Origin of the sequence: Nocardioides marmoriginsengisoli (assembly GCF_003725695.1) — a bacterium.
GTDB lineage: Bacteria > Actinomycetota > Actinomycetes > Propionibacteriales > Nocardioidaceae > Marmoricola > Marmoricola marmoriginsengisoli.
This window is the reverse complement of sequence record NZ_RJSE01000005.1, coordinates 219,417-234,811: the sequence shown is the minus strand read 5'-3', so window position 1 is coordinate 234,811 and position 15,395 is coordinate 219,417. Positions and strand designations below refer to the sequence as shown.

Genomic DNA, 15,395 nt, shown 5'->3' with positions numbered 1-15,395 from the left:
CCAGCCTCGCACGCGACCGGGAACCGCCACAGCGGGCGGCGGTTGTAGCCTCATCCCGTGAGCGATTTCGATGTGGTTGTCGTCGGTGCCGGCCCCGGTGGCTATGTAGCCGCCATTCGCGCCTCCCAGCTCGGCCTCAAGGCCGCGGTCGTGGAGTCGAAGTACTGGGGAGGTGTCTGTCTCAACGTCGGCTGCATCCCCTCCAAGGCGCTGCTGAAGAACGCCGAGCTGGCGCACGTGCTGACCCACGAGAAGGACAAGTTCGGGATCACCGGCGATGCCTCGATGGACTTCGGTCCGACGCACGCGCGCAGCCGTCAGGTCTCCGAGGGCATCGTCAAGGGTGTCCACTTCCTGATGAAGAAGAACAAGATCACCGAGATCGACGGCTGGGGGACCTTCACCGGACCCAAGAGCCTGGAGGTCAAGGGCAACGACGGCTCGGTGCGCACCGTCACCGCCGACAAGATCATCATCGCCACCGGCGCGACCGTCCGCCTGGTCCCGGGTGTCGAGCTGTCGCAGAACGTCGTCACCTACGAGGAGCAGATCCTCGACGCGAACCTCCCGGCCTCGATGATCATCGGCGGCTCGGGCGCGATCGGCGTCGAGTTCGCCTACGTGATGAAGAACTTCGGCGTCGACGTCACCATCGTCGAGTTCCTCGACCGGATGGTGCCCACCGAGGACGCCGAGGTGTCCAAGGAGCTGCTCAAGCACTACAAGAAGCTCGGCATCAACGTGCTGCTCTCCACCGCCGTCAAGGGTGTCCAGGACACCGGCTCCGGCGTCCGGGTCACCGTCGCCCCGGCGGGCGGCGGTGACGAGCAGGTGCTGGAGGCCGGCAAGTTCCTGGCCGCCTTCGGCTTCGCGCCGCGGCTGACCGGCTACGGGCTGGAGAACACCGGCGTCGCCACCACCGAGCGCGGCGCGATCGCGGTCGACGAGCGCGGCCGCACCAACGTCGACGGGGTCTACGCGATCGGCGACGTCACCGGCAAGCTGATGCTGGCGCACACCGCCGAGGCGATGGGTGTCGTGGCGGCCGAGACGATCGCCGGAGCCGAGACCCAGGAGATCGACTTCGACATGATCCCGCGGGCGACGTACTGCCAGCCGCAGATCGCCTCCTTCGGCTACACCGAGGAGCAGGCGAAGGAGAAGGGGTACGACGTCAAGACGGCGAAGTTCCCGTTCTCCGCCAACGGCAAGGCGATGGGGCTCGGCGACGCGGTCGGCTTCGTCAAGGTCGTCGCGGACGCCAAGTACAACGAGATTCTCGGCGCCCACCTGATCGGCCCCGACGTGACCGAGCTGCTGCCGGCGCTGACCCTGGCCCAGAAGTGGGACCTGACCGCCGACGAGGTCGCGCGCAACGTCTTCGCCCACCCGACGCTGTCGGAGGCCGTCAAGGAAGCGGTCCACGGCATCGCTGGACACATGATCAACCTCTGAAACTCGCTTCGCTCGTTTCGCCGGCCGATCATGTGCCCGGACACATGATGCTGTGCTCTTTGGTCGGCCTCGCTAGCGCTCGGTCGACGTGCGCTTCGCGCGTCGTGGTCGCGTCGGCGGTCGACACTGTGTCCGGGTCACCTGATGCTGTGCTCCTCGGTCGGCCTCGCTGGCGCTCGGTCGACGTGCGCTTCGCGCGTTGTGGTCGCGTTGGCGGTCGACCCTGTGTCGGGGTCACCTGATGCTGTGCTCCTCGGCCCCGCTAGCGCTCGGTCGACGTGCGCTTCGCGCGTTGTGGTCGCGTCTGGAACGCCCAGGTCATCGCCGCCCACACGGCGGCGATGATCGCGATCTCGATCACCACGTACGCCGGCCACCCCGGCAGCGCGTCGAGCAGCGACGCCCCGGGCGGCTTCCGGTTGAGGTAGCCGTAGTTGGTGTCGGTCAGGGCGTTGAAGATCATCACCACACCCGCCCAGGCCGCGGTGACGACCACGGTGAACCGGTAAAGCCTCCAGGTCGGTCGGTCCCCGATGGCGGTGAGGTACCCGGCTGCCCAGATCGTCAGGAAGTGCATCCCCCAGAACATGAAGTACCGGGGCTCGGGGAACTCCTGACCCAGTGACGGGGTGATCACGCCCTGGAGGGTGAGGGTCAGGCCCCAGAAGAACGTCAGCACGAAAGCCCAGGGCGCTCGGGTCCAGAGCGCGTACACGGCGAGCATCCAGGCCAGGTCGCAGTACTGGAGGGGGAGCGAGGTCCCCAGGCCGAACTCTCCGGGCGTCAGCTGCTGGATCTGCATCGGCAGCGTGAAGCAGGGGATGACGATCGCGAACCCGCGTCGGAAGCGCGGGTTGTCCCCGCGCCTGCGTCCGTAGACGACGAGGCCGACGAACACCGCGAGGAACAACCCGATCAGCCCGAAGTGCTCCGGGCTGAAGGACTCGAAACGGGTGCTGAGCAGGGTCATGGGTCCAGGGTGCTACGTCTCCGCGTCCTGAGCATGAGCCCGGGTGCTCACACCTCGAACTGCGCTGCTTCCAGGCGTCCCTTCACGTCCTGGAGGAAGCGGCCGGCGTCGGCGCCGTCGACGAGACGGTGGTCGTAGGTCAGCGCGAGGTTGACCATGTGCCGGATCGCGATCGTCTCGCCCAGGTTCGGGTCGTCGATCACGACCGCGCGCTTCACGACGGCTCCGGGACCGAGGATGGCGACCTGCGGCTGGTTGATGATCGGGGTGTCGAAGAGCGCGCCGAAGCTGCCCAGGTTGGTGATCGTGAACGTGCCCCCGGAGAGGTCGTCCGGAGTGATCTTGTTGGTCCGGGTGCGGTCGGCGACGTCGGCGATCTTCTTCGCCAGTCCGGCGATCGAGAGGTCGCCGGCGTTCTTGACGACCGGGGTGAGCAGACCGCGCTCGGTGTCGACCGCGAACGCGACGTTCTCGACGTCCCAGTAGGTGATCTCGCCGGCCTCGGCGTTGAGGTGCGCGTTCAGCTTCGGGTGCGACTTCAGCGCGTCGATCGCCGCCTTCGCGAAGAACGGCAGGTACGTCAGCTTGACGCCTTCGCGCGCCAGGAAGTCCGCCTTCGCGTTCTCGCGGAGCCGGGCCACGTTGGTGACGTCGACCTCCATCACCTGGGTGAGCTGGGCCGAGATGTGCAGCGACTCGGTCATCCGCTCAGCGATCACCTTGCGGAGCCGGGACACCTTCTCGGTAGTGCCGCGCAGGGGGCTCGGCGCCGACGGAGCTGCGGCGGGGGCGGCCGCCCCGGACGTCGAGCCTGTCGAGGAGCCCGCAGCCGGTGCAGCGGCGGCCTTCTTGGCGTCCGCGGCGGCCAGCACGTCCTGCTTGCGGATCCGGCCGCCGACACCGGTGCCGGTGATCGAGCCCAGGTCGACGCCGTGCTCGGCGGCCATCTTGCGCACCAGCGGCGTCACGTAGTTGCCGCTGTCGGTGGACGGTGCCGGGGCAGCAGCCGCCGGAGCCGGGGGCGCCGGCGGCGTGGGTGCCGGGGGTGCGGGGGCCTCAGTCACCGGCGCGGGTGCCGGGGGAGCGGGGGCCTCGGCCACCGGCGCGGGAGCCGGAGGAGCGGACGGCGCCGGCACCTCGGCGACGGGTGCCGGTGCGACAGGGGCGGGAGCGGCCGGAGCAGCTCCGGCGGCACCGATCACGGCGAGCTCGGCACCGACCTCGACGGTCTCGTCCTCGTTCACCTTGATCTCCAGCAGGGTGCCGGCGACCGGCGAGGGGATCTCGGTGTCGACCTTGTCGGTGGAGACCTCGAGCAGCGGCTCGTCGACGGCTACCGCCTCGCCGACCTGCTTCAGCCAGCGGGTGACGGTGCCCTCGGTGACCGACTCGCCGAGCGCGGGCAGGGTGACCGAGGTGCCGGGACCGGCGGCTGCCGGAGCAGGTGCCTCGGCGACCGGGGCGGGCTCGGCGACCGGGGCGGGCGCCTCGGCAACCGGCGCCTCGGCAACCGGCGCCTCTGGAGCAGGCGCGGCCGGAGCCTCCGGGGCGGGAGCTTCAGCAGCCGGAGCCGCCGGTGCGTCGCTGGCGGCACCGATCACGCAGAGCTGCGCACCGACCTCGACGGTCTCGTCCTCGGCAGCGTTGATCTCCAGGATCACGCCGGCCACCGGCGAGGGGATCTCGGTGTCGACCTTGTCGGTGGAGACCTCGAGCAACGGCTCGTCGACGCTCACGGTGTCGCCGACCTGCTTCAACCAGCGCGTGACCGTGCCCTCGGTGACGGATTCGCCGAGTGCGGGAAGAGTGACGGGAGTCGACATGTGCTTCCTTCGTATCTGGTGTGGTGCTCAGGAGTGGGCGTGGAGCGGCTTGCCGGCGAGGGCCAGGTGGGCTTCGCCGAGGGCTTCGTTCTGGGTCGGGTGCGCGTGCACCAGCGGGGCGACGTCCTCGGGGAACGCCTCCCAGTTGTAGATCAGCTGGGCTTCGCCGATGAGCTCGCCGACCCGGGCACCGACGAGGTGGACGCCGACCACCGGGCCGTCCTTGCGGCGTACCAGCTTGACGCTGCCCTGGGTCTTGAGGATCTGGCTCTTGCCGTTGCCGCCGAGGTCGTAGGTGAGCGTCTCGATGCCGTCGGCCCCGTGCGCCTCCTCGGCCTGGGCCTGGGTCAGCCCGACGGAGGCGAGCTCGGGATCGCAGTAGGTCACCCGCGGGATCCCGGCCTCGTCGATCGGCGCCGGGGACAGCCCGGCGATCTCCTCGGCGACGAAGATGCCCTGGGCGAAGCCGCGGTGCGCGAGCTGCAGCCCGGGGACGATGTCGCCGACCGCGAAGACACCGGGAACGTTGGTCCGGCAGCGCTCGTCGGCGAGCACGAAGCCGCGGTCCATCGCGACGCCCTGCTCGTCGTACCCGAGGCCGTCGGTGGTCGCGCCACGGCCGACCGCCACCAGCAGCAGCTCGGCTTCGAGCACGTCACCGCCGGCGACCGTCACCCGGACGCCGGTCTCGGTCTTCTCGTAGGACTCGAACGCGGTGCCGGTGAGCGCCTTGATCTTGCGCTTGCGGAAGGCGCGTTCGAGCTGCTTGGAGGAGTCGGCGTCCTCCGCGGCCATCAGTCGGGGGAGCGCCTCCACGATGGTGACCTCGGCGCCGAAGGAGCGCCACACGCTGGCGAACTCGCAGCCGATCACGCCGCCGCCGAGCACGATCACCGACGACGGCACCCGGTCCAGCCGGAGCGCGTGCTCGGAGGTGAGGACCCGCTCGCCGTCGATCTCCAGGCCCGGCAGCGTCCGCGAGTACGAGCCGCTGGCCAGCACGACGTGCTTGCCGACGTACGCCGTGCTGCCCTCGGGGCCGTCCACCTCGACCGTGTTCGGCGCGGTCAGCCGGCCGGCTCCGGCGACGACGGTGATGCCGCGGCCGTTGATCAGGCCGGTGAGGCCCTTGAAGAGCCGCTGGACGACGCCGTCCTTGTAGGTGTTCACGGCGGCCATGTCGATGCCGTCGAACGTCGCTTGGACGCCGAACTGGCCGGCGTCGCGGGTCGCGTCGGCGACCTCGGCGGCGTGCAACAGGGCCTTGGTGGGGATGCAGCCGACGTGCAGGCAGGTCCCGCCGAGGTTGTCCTTCTCGATCAGCACGACCGTGAGACCGAGCTGCGCGGCGCGGAGCGCACACGCGTAGCCGCCCGATCCTGCTCCCAGAATCACCACGTCGACGTGGTTGGCGTCCGCCACGATCCCTCCGCTCGCTCGATTGACTCGGACCATCCTTGCACTTCTCTCCATCATGTCCACCGGCAGGCCGACACGCGGGGTTTGGGCATCCGCTGGGCGCGATCACCGGCCATGCCGCACAATTGCCCTCATGGGTTTGATGGATCGATTCCGCCGCCGTGACGGCCTCAGCCGTGGCGGCCCCACCGGCTCGACCGTGCGGTCGTCCGATTCCGCCGATGCCAAGCATCTCCGGGAGTTCGTGGCGGCGCGCCGCGGGGTCGAGGGATTCGTCGAGCCCCGCACGACGGTGAGCGAGGTGACGATGCTGCTCGTCGCCCACGACGGGGAGTGGACGCGGCGCCGGGTGCCGTCGGTGCAGTGGGCGCACGACTTCGCGAACAAGCTTGGCGTGCCGTCGTACGACGCCGCCGTGGTGGGCATCCCGCAGCGGATGCGCGACTACAACAGCCGGCAGAAGGCCGCGAAGGCTCCGAACCCGTTCTCGCAGCCGCCGCCGACCGACACGCCCTAGGCCTTCGCGCGGCTCGCGATCAGCTCGACCAGCGTGCTCAGCGCGAACCCGGTGCCACCCGTGGGGACGTGCCCCCAGGGGCCGCCCGCGTTATACGACGGCCCGGCGATGTCCAGGTGCGCCCACGGGACGCCCTCGGCGAACTGCTCGAGGAACGCGGCCGCGTAGAGCGCCGATCCCCAGCGCACCCAGACGTGCTGCTGCAGGTCGGCCACCTTGCTCTCGGTGCGGACCGTCCGGCGCTGCTCCTCGGGGATCGGCAGGTGCCAGAACAGCTCTCCGGAGCTGGCCGCCGCGGCCTCCACCTCGGCGACGATCTCGTCGTCACCGAAGAGGCCGGCGATCCGGTCCCCCAGGGCGACCACGCAGGCCCCGGTGAGGGTGGCCACGTCGATGATCACGTCCGGCTCGTCGCGGACCGCCATCGTCAGCGCGTCGGCGAGGACCAGGCGTCCTTCGGCGTCGGTGTTGAGCACCTCGACGGTCTTGCCGGAGTGCATCGTCAGCACGTCGCCGGGGCGCATCGAGGCGCCGCCGACCATGTTCTCGGCGAGCGGCAGGTAGGCGGTGACGCTGACCGGGATCTCCAGGGCGGCCACCGCCTGGATCGCTCCGGCCACCGCGGCGGCGCCGGCCATGTCGGACTTCATCGTCCCCATCCCGCCAGCAGGCTTGATGGTCAGGCCGCCGGAGTCGAACGTGATGCCCTTGCCGACCAGGGCGACCGAGCCCTGCGGCTCCGGGGGCGTCCAGGTCAGCTTCACCAGGCAGGGCGGGTTCTCCGAGCCCTGGCCGACGCCGAGGATGCCGCCGCAGCCGAGCTTCTTCAGCTGGGCGGCGGTCACCAGCTCGTAGTCGACGCCGCTCTTCGCGGTCGCCTTCTTGAGCTCGGCGGCGAACTGCAGCGGGACCAGCACGTTCGGGGGCGTGTTCACCCAGTCGCGGACCTGGTCGGCGAGGCCGCCGACGAGGGTGGCCCGTTCCAGCGCGGCCGCGGCGTCGGCGCGGCGGGCGACGTCGCTGAGCACCACGACGTCGGCGACCGCCGTCGGCTTCGGGCCGGACTTGAGGCCCCGGTACTGGTAGAGACCCGCGGAGAAGCCGTCGACGACGGCTCGGACGTGCGCGGCGTCGACGGCCGGCAGGGCCACCGCGACCGAGGCGACGTTGCCGATGCTGCGGGCGGCGACGCCGGCGGCGCGCCGTACCTTCTCGGTGGTGAGGGCGTCCTGCGGGCCGAGGCCGACGACCAGCAGCTGCCCCGCGTTCAGCGGTCCGGCGGTCGGCACCTTCGCGACCTCGCCGAAGCCGCCGGTGAAGCCGAGCGCCGCCAGCAGCGGCGCGAACCCGCGCCCGTACGCCGCCGCGACCGGCTCGCCGCCGGGACCGGGCACCAGCGTCTTGCCCTTGCCGGTGGCCACGCCGATGACGACGAGGTCCGTCCGGACCTTGTCGGCCGAGCCCTTGCGCAGTGTGTAGGTCGTCACGGGTCGAGGCTACCGAGTGCCCGAGCTTGCTCGAGGCCCCACCCGCGGCTGCGGTAACTTCTGCGCATGGTCCTCAAGCAGTCAGTCCTGCACGATCGTCACGTCGCCCTCGGCGCGAAGTTCTCCGAGTTCGGAGGCTGGGAGATGCCGCTGCAGTACGCCGGCGTCATCCCCGAGCACACCGCCGTCCGCGAAGCCGTCGGCATCTTCGACGTCAGCCACCTCGGCAAGCTGGTGGTCCGCGGGGAAGGGGCGGTCGCGTTCATCAACTCCTGCTTCACCAACGACCTGGGCAGGATCGAGAAGGGCAAGGCGCAGTACACGCTCTGCTGCGACGAGGAGTCCGGCGGCGTCGTCGACGACCTGATCGTCTACCTCAAGGACGACGACCACCTGCTGCTGGTCCCGAACGCGTCCAACACCGCCGAGGTGGCCCGCCGCCTCCAGGCGAAGGCCCCGGCCGGCATCACCATCACCGACCACCACGAGACGCACGCGGTGCTCGCCGTCCAGGGCACCCGGTCCGACGAGATCCTCTCCGCGCTGGGCTTCCCGGTCGGCCACGAGTACATGTCGTTCGTCGAGGCACCCTTCGAGGGCGTCGACGTCGTCGTCTGCCGGACCGGCTACACGGGAGAGCGCGGCTACGAGCTGATCGCCCCCAACGAGGTCGCCGGCTCGCTCTGGGACTCGCTCCTGCGCGTGGGAGCCCGGTACGACGTACAGCCCTGCGGCCTCGGTGCCCGGGACACGTTGCGCACCGAGATGGGCTACCCGTTGCACGGCCAGGACATCAGCCTGGCGATCACCCCGGTGCAGGCCCGCCTGGGCTGGGCGATCGGCTGGAAGAAGGACGCGTTCTGGGGCAAGGCCGCGCTCGAGGCCGAGCGCGAGGCCGGACCGGTGGTGACGCTGCGCGGCCTGGTGGCCGCCGGTCGCGGCATCGCCCGCCCGCACATGACCGTCAAGCTGACCGCGGACCTGCCGATCGGCGAGATCACCTCCGGGACGTTCTCGCCGACGCTGAAGAAGAGCGTCGCGCTGGCCCTGATCAACTCCCAGGTGGAGGAGGGGGCCGAGGTCAGCGTCGACGTCCGCGGCCGGATGGAGGTCTTCGTGGTGACCAAGCCGCCGTTCGTCACCCCGGAGGTGAAGGAGTCATGACCAACGCACCCGAGCCCGGCGCCTTCCAGCCCGCGTCGGCGACGATCCCGTGGTGGTGGCAGTGCCTGGACGACGACGGACGCGTGGTCGAGCCGAGCGAGGGTCGGCAGGACTTCCCGACCCGCAGCGACGCCGAGTCCTGGGTGGGGGAGTACTGGGCCGACCTGGCCGACCAGGGGATCGCAGCCGTCACGCTCTTCGAGGGAGAGCGCGAGGTGTACGGCCCCATGAGTCTGGGCGCCTAGCGCGGCTTCCCGCCGACGCGCACCTGGGGCTTCGGCAACCGCATGAAGCGGATCTGAAGCATCCGGATGTAGGCGTAGAACGTGGTGCCCTTGAGGCTCTCGTCCGGGAACTTGGCGGTCAGCGCCTTCCGCAGCCGGAAGCGCAGCAGCACGGTGTCGACGAGCAGCAGCAGGATGCTCGCCAGCCAGAGTCCGTTGATGATCGACTTGACGTCGTCGTTCGGCACCGAGTTGCCGATCATGATCAGCACCAGCACCGGAAGCAGGAACTCGGCGAAGGTCAGCCGGGCGTCCACCCAGTCGCGGACGAACCGCTTGACCGGTCCCTGGTCGCGGGCGGGGAGGTACTTCTCCTCGCCGGACTTCATCCCCTCGCGCATCCGGCGGTTGGACTCGGCCCGCTTCTCGCGCAGCAGCTTCTGCGCCGCCTTCTTGTCGGTCGCGGCCCGGGCGCGCTCCTTGGCGGCCGCCTCGGCCTCCTTGCGGCTGGGCGTCGGGCGGCCCTTGCCGGAGGTCGGCGCCGCTTCGGTGGACGCCTGCGCGGCGGACTTCTGCTTCTCGGGACTACCGGACAACTTCATGCCTCATCAGGGGTGGGGACGGAACGTGTGCAGACTACCCGGGCGTACTAGTCCCGGTGCGACCGTCCCGGCAGGTCCAGCATCCGCTGCAGCGCGATCTTGGCCTGCTTCTCGGTCTCGCCGTCGACCTGGATCTGGTTGACGACCGTGCCCTCGACCAGGGACTCCAGCGCCCACACCAGGTGCGGCAGGTCGATCCGGTTCATCGTCGAGCAGTAGCAGACGGTCTTGTCGAGGAAGACGATGTTCTTGTCCGGGTGCGCGTTCGCCAGCCGCTTGACCAGGTTGAGCTCGGTGCCGATCGCCCACGACGAGCCGGCCGGAGCCGCCTCGATGGTGTTGATGATGAACTCGGTCGAGCCGACCAGGTCGGCCTTGAGGACGACCTCGTGCGCGCACTCCGGGTGCACCAGGATCTGCACGTCGGGAATGGTCGCGCGGAGCTCGTCGACGACCTCGGCGGAGAACCGGCCGTGCACCGAGCAGTGCCCCTTCCAGAGGATGACCTTCGCCGCGCGCAGCTCCTCGACGGTGTTGCCGCCGTTGGGCAGCAGCGGGTTCCAGACGATGCAGTCATCCAGGGAGTAGCCGAGCTTGAGGACGGCGGTGTTCCGGCCGAGGTGCTGGTCGGGGAAGAACAGCAGCTTGGTCTCGGGGCCGTGCTGGGCGAAGGCCCACTCGAGCGCGACGTCCGCGTTCGACGAGGTGCACACCGCACCGCCGTGCCGGCCGCAGAACGCCTTGATGTCCGCCGAGGAGTTCATGTACGTGATCGGGACGACGACGTCCGCGATGCCGGCATCGGTCAGCGCGTCCCAGGCGTCCTCGACCTGGCCGAGCCGGGCCATGTCGGCCATCGAGCAGCCGGCGGCCAGGTCGGGCAGGATCACCTTCTGGTCGTCGCCGGTGAGGATGTCGGCGGACTCGGCCATGAAGTGCACGCCGCAGAAGACGATGTACTCGGCCTCGGGCCGTGCCGCCGCGTCCTTGGCGAGCTTGAAGGAGTCGCCCATCACGTCGGCGAACTGCACGACCTCGTCGCGCTGGTAGTGGTGGCCGAGGATGAACACCTTGTCGCCGAGGGCCTTCTTGGCCGCGACCGCCCGGGCCACCAGGTCCGGGTCGGAGGCCGGTGGCAGGTCGCCGGGGCACTCCACCCCGCGCTCGGCGGAGAGGTCCTTGCCCCGGCCCAGCGGAAGCAGCGGCAGGTCGATCATGGTCATGTCCTCATCCTCCCACGGTGGCGGTCTCACTCGGCTAACCGCCGCTGGCCGGCGGTCATTCCGGCTACGGCAGGATGGCCGCATGCGTGTCGTGATCGCCCCGGACAAGTTCGCCGGCACCCTGAGCGCGGTCGAGGCCGCGGCTGCCATCGGCGCGGGCTGGATCCGGCGGGTCCCGGACGCCGAGATCGTCGAGGTGCCGATGTCCGACGGGGGACCCGGGTTCGTCGACGTCCTGCACGCCGCCCTCGGCGGTGAGCTGGTCGCCACCACCGTCCCCGACCCGTACGGCGAACCGGTTCCGGCGGCCGTGCTGGTGGTGGGCGCGACGGCGTACGTGGAGACCGCGCAGGCGGTCGGACTGCACCTGACCCCCGAGCCGGAGCGCCGCCCGCTGGCCGGTTCCAGCCGTGGTGTCGGGGAGCTGCTGCTCGCCGCCCTCGACGCGGGCGCTCGCCGGGTGGTGATCGGCGCCGGCGGCACCGCCACCAACGACGGGGGAGCGGGCCTGCTCGCCGCCCTCGGCGCCACCGCCGACAAGCCCCTGGACGCCGGACCGGTCGCGCTCGGCGGGATCGCCGCGATCGACCTCGCCGCGGCTCGCGAACGGCTGGCCGGGGTCGAGCTGGTCCTCGCCTCCGACGTCGACGTCCCGTTGCTCGGCCTGCTCGGCGCGACCAAGACCTTCGGCCCGCAGAAGGGTCTCTCCGAGGAGGAGCTGCTGCTCGTCGACGGCCGGCTCCGGGAGCTGGCGGAGGCGACCGATCGCAAGCTCGCCGACGCGAAGGGGGCCGGCGCCGCGGGCGGGATCGGCTACGCGCTGATGCTGCTCGGCGCCACCCGCACCGCCGGGGTGGACGTCGTGGCGGAGGCCGTCGACCTGGCCGGGCACCTCGCCGGGGCGAACCTGGTGATCACCGGCGAGGGCGCCTTCGACTTCTCCTCCCGCTCCGGCAAGGTCCCGTACGGCGTCGCCCAGGCCGCCACCTCGGCGCTGGTGCCGTGCATCGCGCTGGCCGGCCAGGTGCTGGTGGGTTCCCGGGAGATGCGGGCGCTCGGGATCGAGGCGGCGTACTCGGTGGTCGACCGGGTGGGTGCGGAACGTGCGTTCTCGGCGCCCGCCGAGGCCCTGGCCGACCTCGCCGAGCGAGTCGCCCGCACGTGGGGACGTTGAGACCCGGGAATATCCACCCGTGTGAGACGATTGAGCCTGTTGAAGGGTCCGTAGAAACCACTCCGGCGGACCACCACGAACACACCCGGGAGAGCACCATGACCGAACAGGTCGAGTCCACGACCGCGACGACCGAGCACCGCACCGACAGCATCAACGTCAGCGACACCGCGGCCGCCAAGGTCAAGAGCCTCCTCGAGCAGGAAGGCCGCGACGACCTGGCGCTGCGCATCGCCGTCCAGCCCGGCGGCTGTTCCGGCCTGCGCTACCAGCTCTTCTTCGACGAGCGCACCCTCGACGGCGACGTCGTCACCGACTTCAACGGCGTCAGCGTCGTCTGCGACCGGATGAGCGTCCCGTACCTGAACGGCGCGACCATCGACTTCGTCGACACCATCGAGAAGCAGGGGTTCACGATCGACAACCCGAACGCCACCGGGTCCTGCGCCTGCGGCGACAGCTTCCACTGATCTGAGCAGACGAAAGGGCCGCACCCCGAGGGGTGCGGCCCTTTGTCGTGTCCGGGGTCAGTCCCAGTGCAGGTGGATCCGGGACGCCAGGTGCGCCGCCGCGTCGCTGACCGTGATCTCGGGCTTGCGGATCTCGCGGGGGAAGTCGGCGAACGCGATCGACGGTGCCGCGCCGAGCGCGTCGGGCATGATCCGCTGCTCGGGGATGCCCATCTCGGAGGCGCAGGCGGTGCAGTCGGTGCGCATCTGGAGGGCGGTGTCCTGGTCGTCGTAGGCAAGCCGTTCGTAACTCATGTGATCGACGCTATTGGCTACTTTCCAGTACTCCTACCTGTACCGGCCGGTAGGCTCCAGAGTTCACGAGGCGCACATCTTCGCGCCGCCTGACCACCCATTGTTGGCTCCCCAAGCTGAGGACTTATGCCGCTCCTGATCGCCGGTTCCATCGCCACCGACCACCTGATGACCTTCGAGGGGAAGTTCGCCGACTCGCTCGTCGTCGAGCAGCTCGACAAGCTCTCGGTGAGCTTCCTCGTCAACGACCTCGAGATCCGCCGCGGCGGTGTCGCGGCGAACATCTGCTTCGGTCTCGGCCAGCTCGGTCTGAGCCCGGTCCTGGTCGGCGCGGTCGGCGAGGACTTCGCCGACTACCGCTCCTGGCTGGAGCGCCACGGCGTCGACTGCGAGTCCGTGCACGTCTCCGACAGCAAGCACACCGCGCGGTTCGTCTGCACGACCGACACCACGATGGCGCAGTTCGCGTCCTTCTACCCGGGCGCGATGAGCGAGGCCCGGCTGATCGAGCTCGGACCGATCGTCGAGCGCGTCGGCGCCCCGGACTTCGTGCTGATCGGCGCGGACGACCCCGACGGGATGCTCCGGCACACCGAGGAGTGCCGCCAGCGCGGGTTCGCCTTCATCGCCGACCCGAGCCAGCAGCTCGCGTTCGGTGAGGGCGACCTGATCCGCAAGCTGATCGACGGCGCGACCCTGCTGTTCAGCAACGAGTACGAGTCGCACCTGATCGAGTCGAAGACCGGCTGGAGCGCCGAGGAGATCCTCGACCTGGTCGGCACCCAGGTGATCACGCTGGGCAAGGACGGTGTGAAGATCGTCGCGAAGGGCCAGGACCCGATCGTGGTCCCGGCGCTCGACAACGTGAACGCGGTCGAGCCCACCGGCGTCGGCGACGCCTTCCGGGCCGGCTTCCTGGCCGCCACCGAGTGGGGTCTGTCGCACGAGCGGGCCGCCCAGGTCGGCTGCACCCTCGCCGCCTACGTCGTCGAGACCGTCGGCACCCAGGAGTACGCGTTCACCCGCGAGGAGTTCGTGGCGCGGCTCGGCGCGTCGTACGGCGAGGACGCCGGCACCGAGGTCGGCAAGCACCTCAACTGAGGCGGCGGACCCGGTAGCCGGGTACGCCGTCGTCGGCGTTCTGCACGCCGACGTACTCCTGCGCGCGCATCCGGCACCAGGCCGGGACGTCGCTAGCTGCCGCGACGTCGTCGGCGTACACCACGATCTCCCCACCGACGGGTACGTCCCCGAGGTGCCGGGCCAGCTCGATGATCGGCCGCGGGCAGAGCATCCCGCGGCAGTCCAGCTCGAGGTCGGGGTTCACAGCCCGGCGTCCCGGCGGATCCCGGCGACCACCTCGGGCAGCGCCGCCAGCAGCCTGTCGACGTCGGCCTCGGTGCTCTCACGGCCGACCGAGACCCGCAGGTTGCCGTGGGTGAGCGCGCCCATCGCGGTGAGCACGTGACTCGGCTCGAGGGTGCTGGCGGTGCAGGCCGATCCGCTGGCGACGGCGAAACCGCGGCGGTCGAGCTCGGTCACGATCGCCTCGCCGTCGACGTACAGGAACGAGAAGGTGACCAGGTGGGGGAGCCGGTCGACCGGGTCGCCGACGACGTCGGTGTCCGGGATCGCGGTCACCCCGGCCCTCAGGCGGTCGATCAGCGCCGCCTGCCGGGCGTTGGTCTCCTCGCGCTCCGCCACCACCGCCTGCAGGGCGGCAGCGGCGGCGAGCGCCCCGGCGACGTCCTCCATCCCGGTGGCGCGCTCGTCGACCCGGTCGTCACCGGGGAAGGGGTTGCGCCAGCGGGCACCCTTGCGGACCAGGAGCAGGCCGACCCCGGCGGGTCCGCCCCACTTGTGCGCCGACGCCGCGGCTGCCGACCAGCCCTCCGGCAGCGGCAGCCGGCCGGCTGATGCGCAGGCGTCGGTGAAGACCGGGGCGTGCTGGGCGAGGTCGGCGACGGGTTGCACGGTGCCGACCTCGTGGTTGGCGGTCTGCACGGCCAGGACGGTCGCGCGTTCGGCGTCGTCGACGCGGACCCGTCCGAGAGCGTCGACCGGCAGCGTCTCGAACGCACCGCCGCGGGCCTGGTGCCACTGACCGGCGTGCATCACCGACGCGTGCTCGACGGCACTCGCGAGCAGCAGGTTCCCCTGGCGGGCCCGGCCGAGCAGCAGGCCGAGGACACCGAGGTGCACGGCATGGGTGCCGCTCGGCGTGAAGGTGACCTCGTCGGCCCGGATCCCGAGCGCCTCGGCCGTCGCCTCCCGCGCGTTGTCCAGGAGAATCCGGGCATTACGGGCGGGGCCGTGCAGGCGCCGCGGGTCGGCGTACCCGTGCTCGCGGGCCTGCTCCAGGGCGGCCCGCGCGGCAGGGTGCAGCGGCTCGCCGGAGGCCGTGTCCAGGTACGTCGTCACCCCTGAAAACTAGCGGGCGGCCCGGCAAGCCGAGGAGTGGCGGGCGGCACACCCGTCCAACCCCCTCCCTGTGCGTCGAAGCAGGGTCACTCAGTAGTAGGGTTCGGTTGTCCGTCTCAAGAAGATGTTCGGTCAAGAGAGAGGGCTCGTTC

At 70.6% G+C, this 15,395-nt stretch carries 16 protein-coding genes; 7 read left to right on the top strand and 9 right to left on the bottom strand.

Annotated features, from left to right (window positions below):
• The first annotated feature begins 57 nt into the window (after window positions 1-57).
• Window positions 58-1,455, top strand: coding sequence for a dihydrolipoyl dehydrogenase (gene lpdA, locus EFK50_RS07040; RefSeq protein ID WP_123226853.1), 1,398 nt, complete (start codon window positions 58-60; stop codon window positions 1,453-1,455).
• Between the two features lie 262 nt (window positions 1,456-1,717).
• On the opposite strand, the gene EFK50_RS07035 is transcribed toward lpdA (EFK50_RS07040), so the two are convergent.
• From EFK50_RS07035 to lpdA (EFK50_RS07025), 3 genes are read right to left on the bottom strand one after another with little or no spacing between them, the layout of a single operon-like run.
• Window positions 1,718-2,425, bottom strand: coding sequence for a YwaF family protein (locus EFK50_RS07035; protein WP_123226852.1), 708 nt, complete (start codon window positions 2,423-2,425; stop codon window positions 1,718-1,720).
• A 47-nt stretch (window positions 2,426-2,472) separates the two neighbouring features.
• A complete protein-coding gene (sucB, locus tag EFK50_RS07030; protein ID WP_123226851.1) occupies window positions 2,473-4,248 on the bottom strand; it encodes a 2-oxoglutarate dehydrogenase, E2 component, dihydrolipoamide succinyltransferase in 1,776 nt (591 codons plus the stop codon).
• 27 nt (window positions 4,249-4,275) lie between these two features.
• Window positions 4,276-5,670: a dihydrolipoyl dehydrogenase gene (gene lpdA / locus EFK50_RS07025; RefSeq protein WP_246004074.1), complete on the bottom strand. Its 1,395-nt coding sequence runs from the start codon at window positions 5,668-5,670 to the stop codon at window positions 4,276-4,278.
• Window positions 5,671-5,800: 130 nt separating this feature from the next.
• On the opposite strand from lpdA (EFK50_RS07025), the gene EFK50_RS07020 reads away from it, so the two are divergent.
• Window positions 5,801-6,184 (top strand): hypothetical protein, encoded by a 384-nt coding sequence (locus tag EFK50_RS07020; RefSeq protein WP_246004073.1) that lies wholly within the window; start codon window positions 5,801-5,803, stop codon window positions 6,182-6,184.
• On the opposite strand, the gene EFK50_RS07015 is transcribed toward EFK50_RS07020, so the two are convergent.
• The gene (locus EFK50_RS07015; protein ID WP_123226848.1) at window positions 6,181-7,671 is read right to left on the bottom strand and encodes a leucyl aminopeptidase; all 1,491 of its coding nucleotides are present in this window, start codon (window positions 7,669-7,671) and stop codon (window positions 6,181-6,183) included. The genes EFK50_RS07020 and EFK50_RS07015 overlap by 4 nt on opposite strands.
• Before the next feature lie 66 nt (window positions 7,672-7,737).
• Between EFK50_RS07015 and gcvT the strand changes: the two genes are divergently transcribed.
• Together gcvT and EFK50_RS07005 are read left to right on the top strand one after the other, a co-directional pair.
• Window positions 7,738-8,835 carry a glycine cleavage system aminomethyltransferase GcvT gene (gene gcvT, locus EFK50_RS07010; RefSeq protein ID WP_123226847.1) on the top strand — a complete coding sequence of 366 codons (1,098 nt, stop codon included), beginning with the start codon at window positions 7,738-7,740 and terminating at the stop codon, window positions 8,833-8,835.
• Complete coding sequence (locus EFK50_RS07005; RefSeq protein WP_246004072.1) at window positions 8,832-9,080, top strand: hypothetical protein; 249 nt, start codon at window positions 8,832-8,834, stop codon at window positions 9,078-9,080. The genes gcvT and EFK50_RS07005 overlap by 4 nt, the downstream gene beginning before the upstream one ends.
• On the opposite strand, the gene EFK50_RS07000 is transcribed toward EFK50_RS07005, so the two are convergent.
• A complete protein-coding gene (locus tag EFK50_RS07000) occupies window positions 9,077-9,661 on the bottom strand; it encodes a DUF3043 domain-containing protein (protein ID WP_123226846.1) in 585 nt (194 codons plus the stop codon). The two genes, EFK50_RS07005 and EFK50_RS07000, sit on opposite strands and share 4 nt — an antisense overlap.
• A 47-nt stretch (window positions 9,662-9,708) precedes the next feature.
• Window positions 9,709-10,884: a quinolinate synthase NadA gene (gene nadA, locus EFK50_RS06995; RefSeq protein ID WP_123226845.1), complete on the bottom strand. Its 1,176-nt coding sequence runs from the start codon at window positions 10,882-10,884 to the stop codon at window positions 9,709-9,711.
• 82 nt (window positions 10,885-10,966) lie between these two features.
• On the opposite strand from nadA, the gene EFK50_RS06990 reads away from it, so the two are divergent.
• Both EFK50_RS06990 and erpA read left to right on the top strand, forming a co-directional pair.
• Window positions 10,967-12,058 carry a glycerate kinase family protein gene (locus EFK50_RS06990; RefSeq protein ID WP_123226844.1) on the top strand — a complete coding sequence of 364 codons (1,092 nt, stop codon included), beginning with the start codon at window positions 10,967-10,969 and terminating at the stop codon, window positions 12,056-12,058.
• 98 nt (window positions 12,059-12,156) lie between these two features.
• Window positions 12,157-12,528, top strand: a complete 372-nt coding sequence (gene erpA / locus EFK50_RS06985) for an iron-sulfur cluster insertion protein ErpA (protein ID WP_123226843.1) — start codon at window positions 12,157-12,159, stop codon at window positions 12,526-12,528.
• A 57-nt stretch (window positions 12,529-12,585) separates the two neighbouring features.
• On the opposite strand, the gene EFK50_RS06980 is transcribed toward erpA, so the two are convergent.
• Window positions 12,586-12,822, bottom strand: a complete 237-nt coding sequence (locus tag EFK50_RS06980) for a hypothetical protein (protein WP_123226842.1) — start codon at window positions 12,820-12,822, stop codon at window positions 12,586-12,588.
• Window positions 12,823-12,948: 126 nt separating this feature from the next.
• Between EFK50_RS06980 and EFK50_RS06975 the strand changes: the two genes are divergently transcribed.
• Window positions 12,949-13,923 (top strand): carbohydrate kinase family protein, encoded by a 975-nt coding sequence (locus EFK50_RS06975; RefSeq protein ID WP_123226841.1) that lies wholly within the window; start codon window positions 12,949-12,951, stop codon window positions 13,921-13,923.
• Here EFK50_RS06975 and EFK50_RS06970 read toward each other — a convergent pair.
• Window positions 13,916-14,149: a sulfurtransferase TusA family protein gene (locus tag EFK50_RS06970; RefSeq protein WP_246004071.1), complete on the bottom strand. Its 234-nt coding sequence runs from the start codon at window positions 14,147-14,149 to the stop codon at window positions 13,916-13,918. The two genes, EFK50_RS06975 and EFK50_RS06970, sit on opposite strands and share 8 nt — an antisense overlap.
• Entirely contained in the window at window positions 14,146-15,243 is a 1,098-nt protein-coding gene (locus tag EFK50_RS06965) for a cysteine desulfurase family protein (RefSeq protein ID WP_123226840.1), read from the bottom strand. The genes EFK50_RS06970 and EFK50_RS06965 overlap by 4 nt, the downstream gene beginning before the upstream one ends.
• Between the last annotated feature and the right edge of the window lie 152 nt (window positions 15,244-15,395).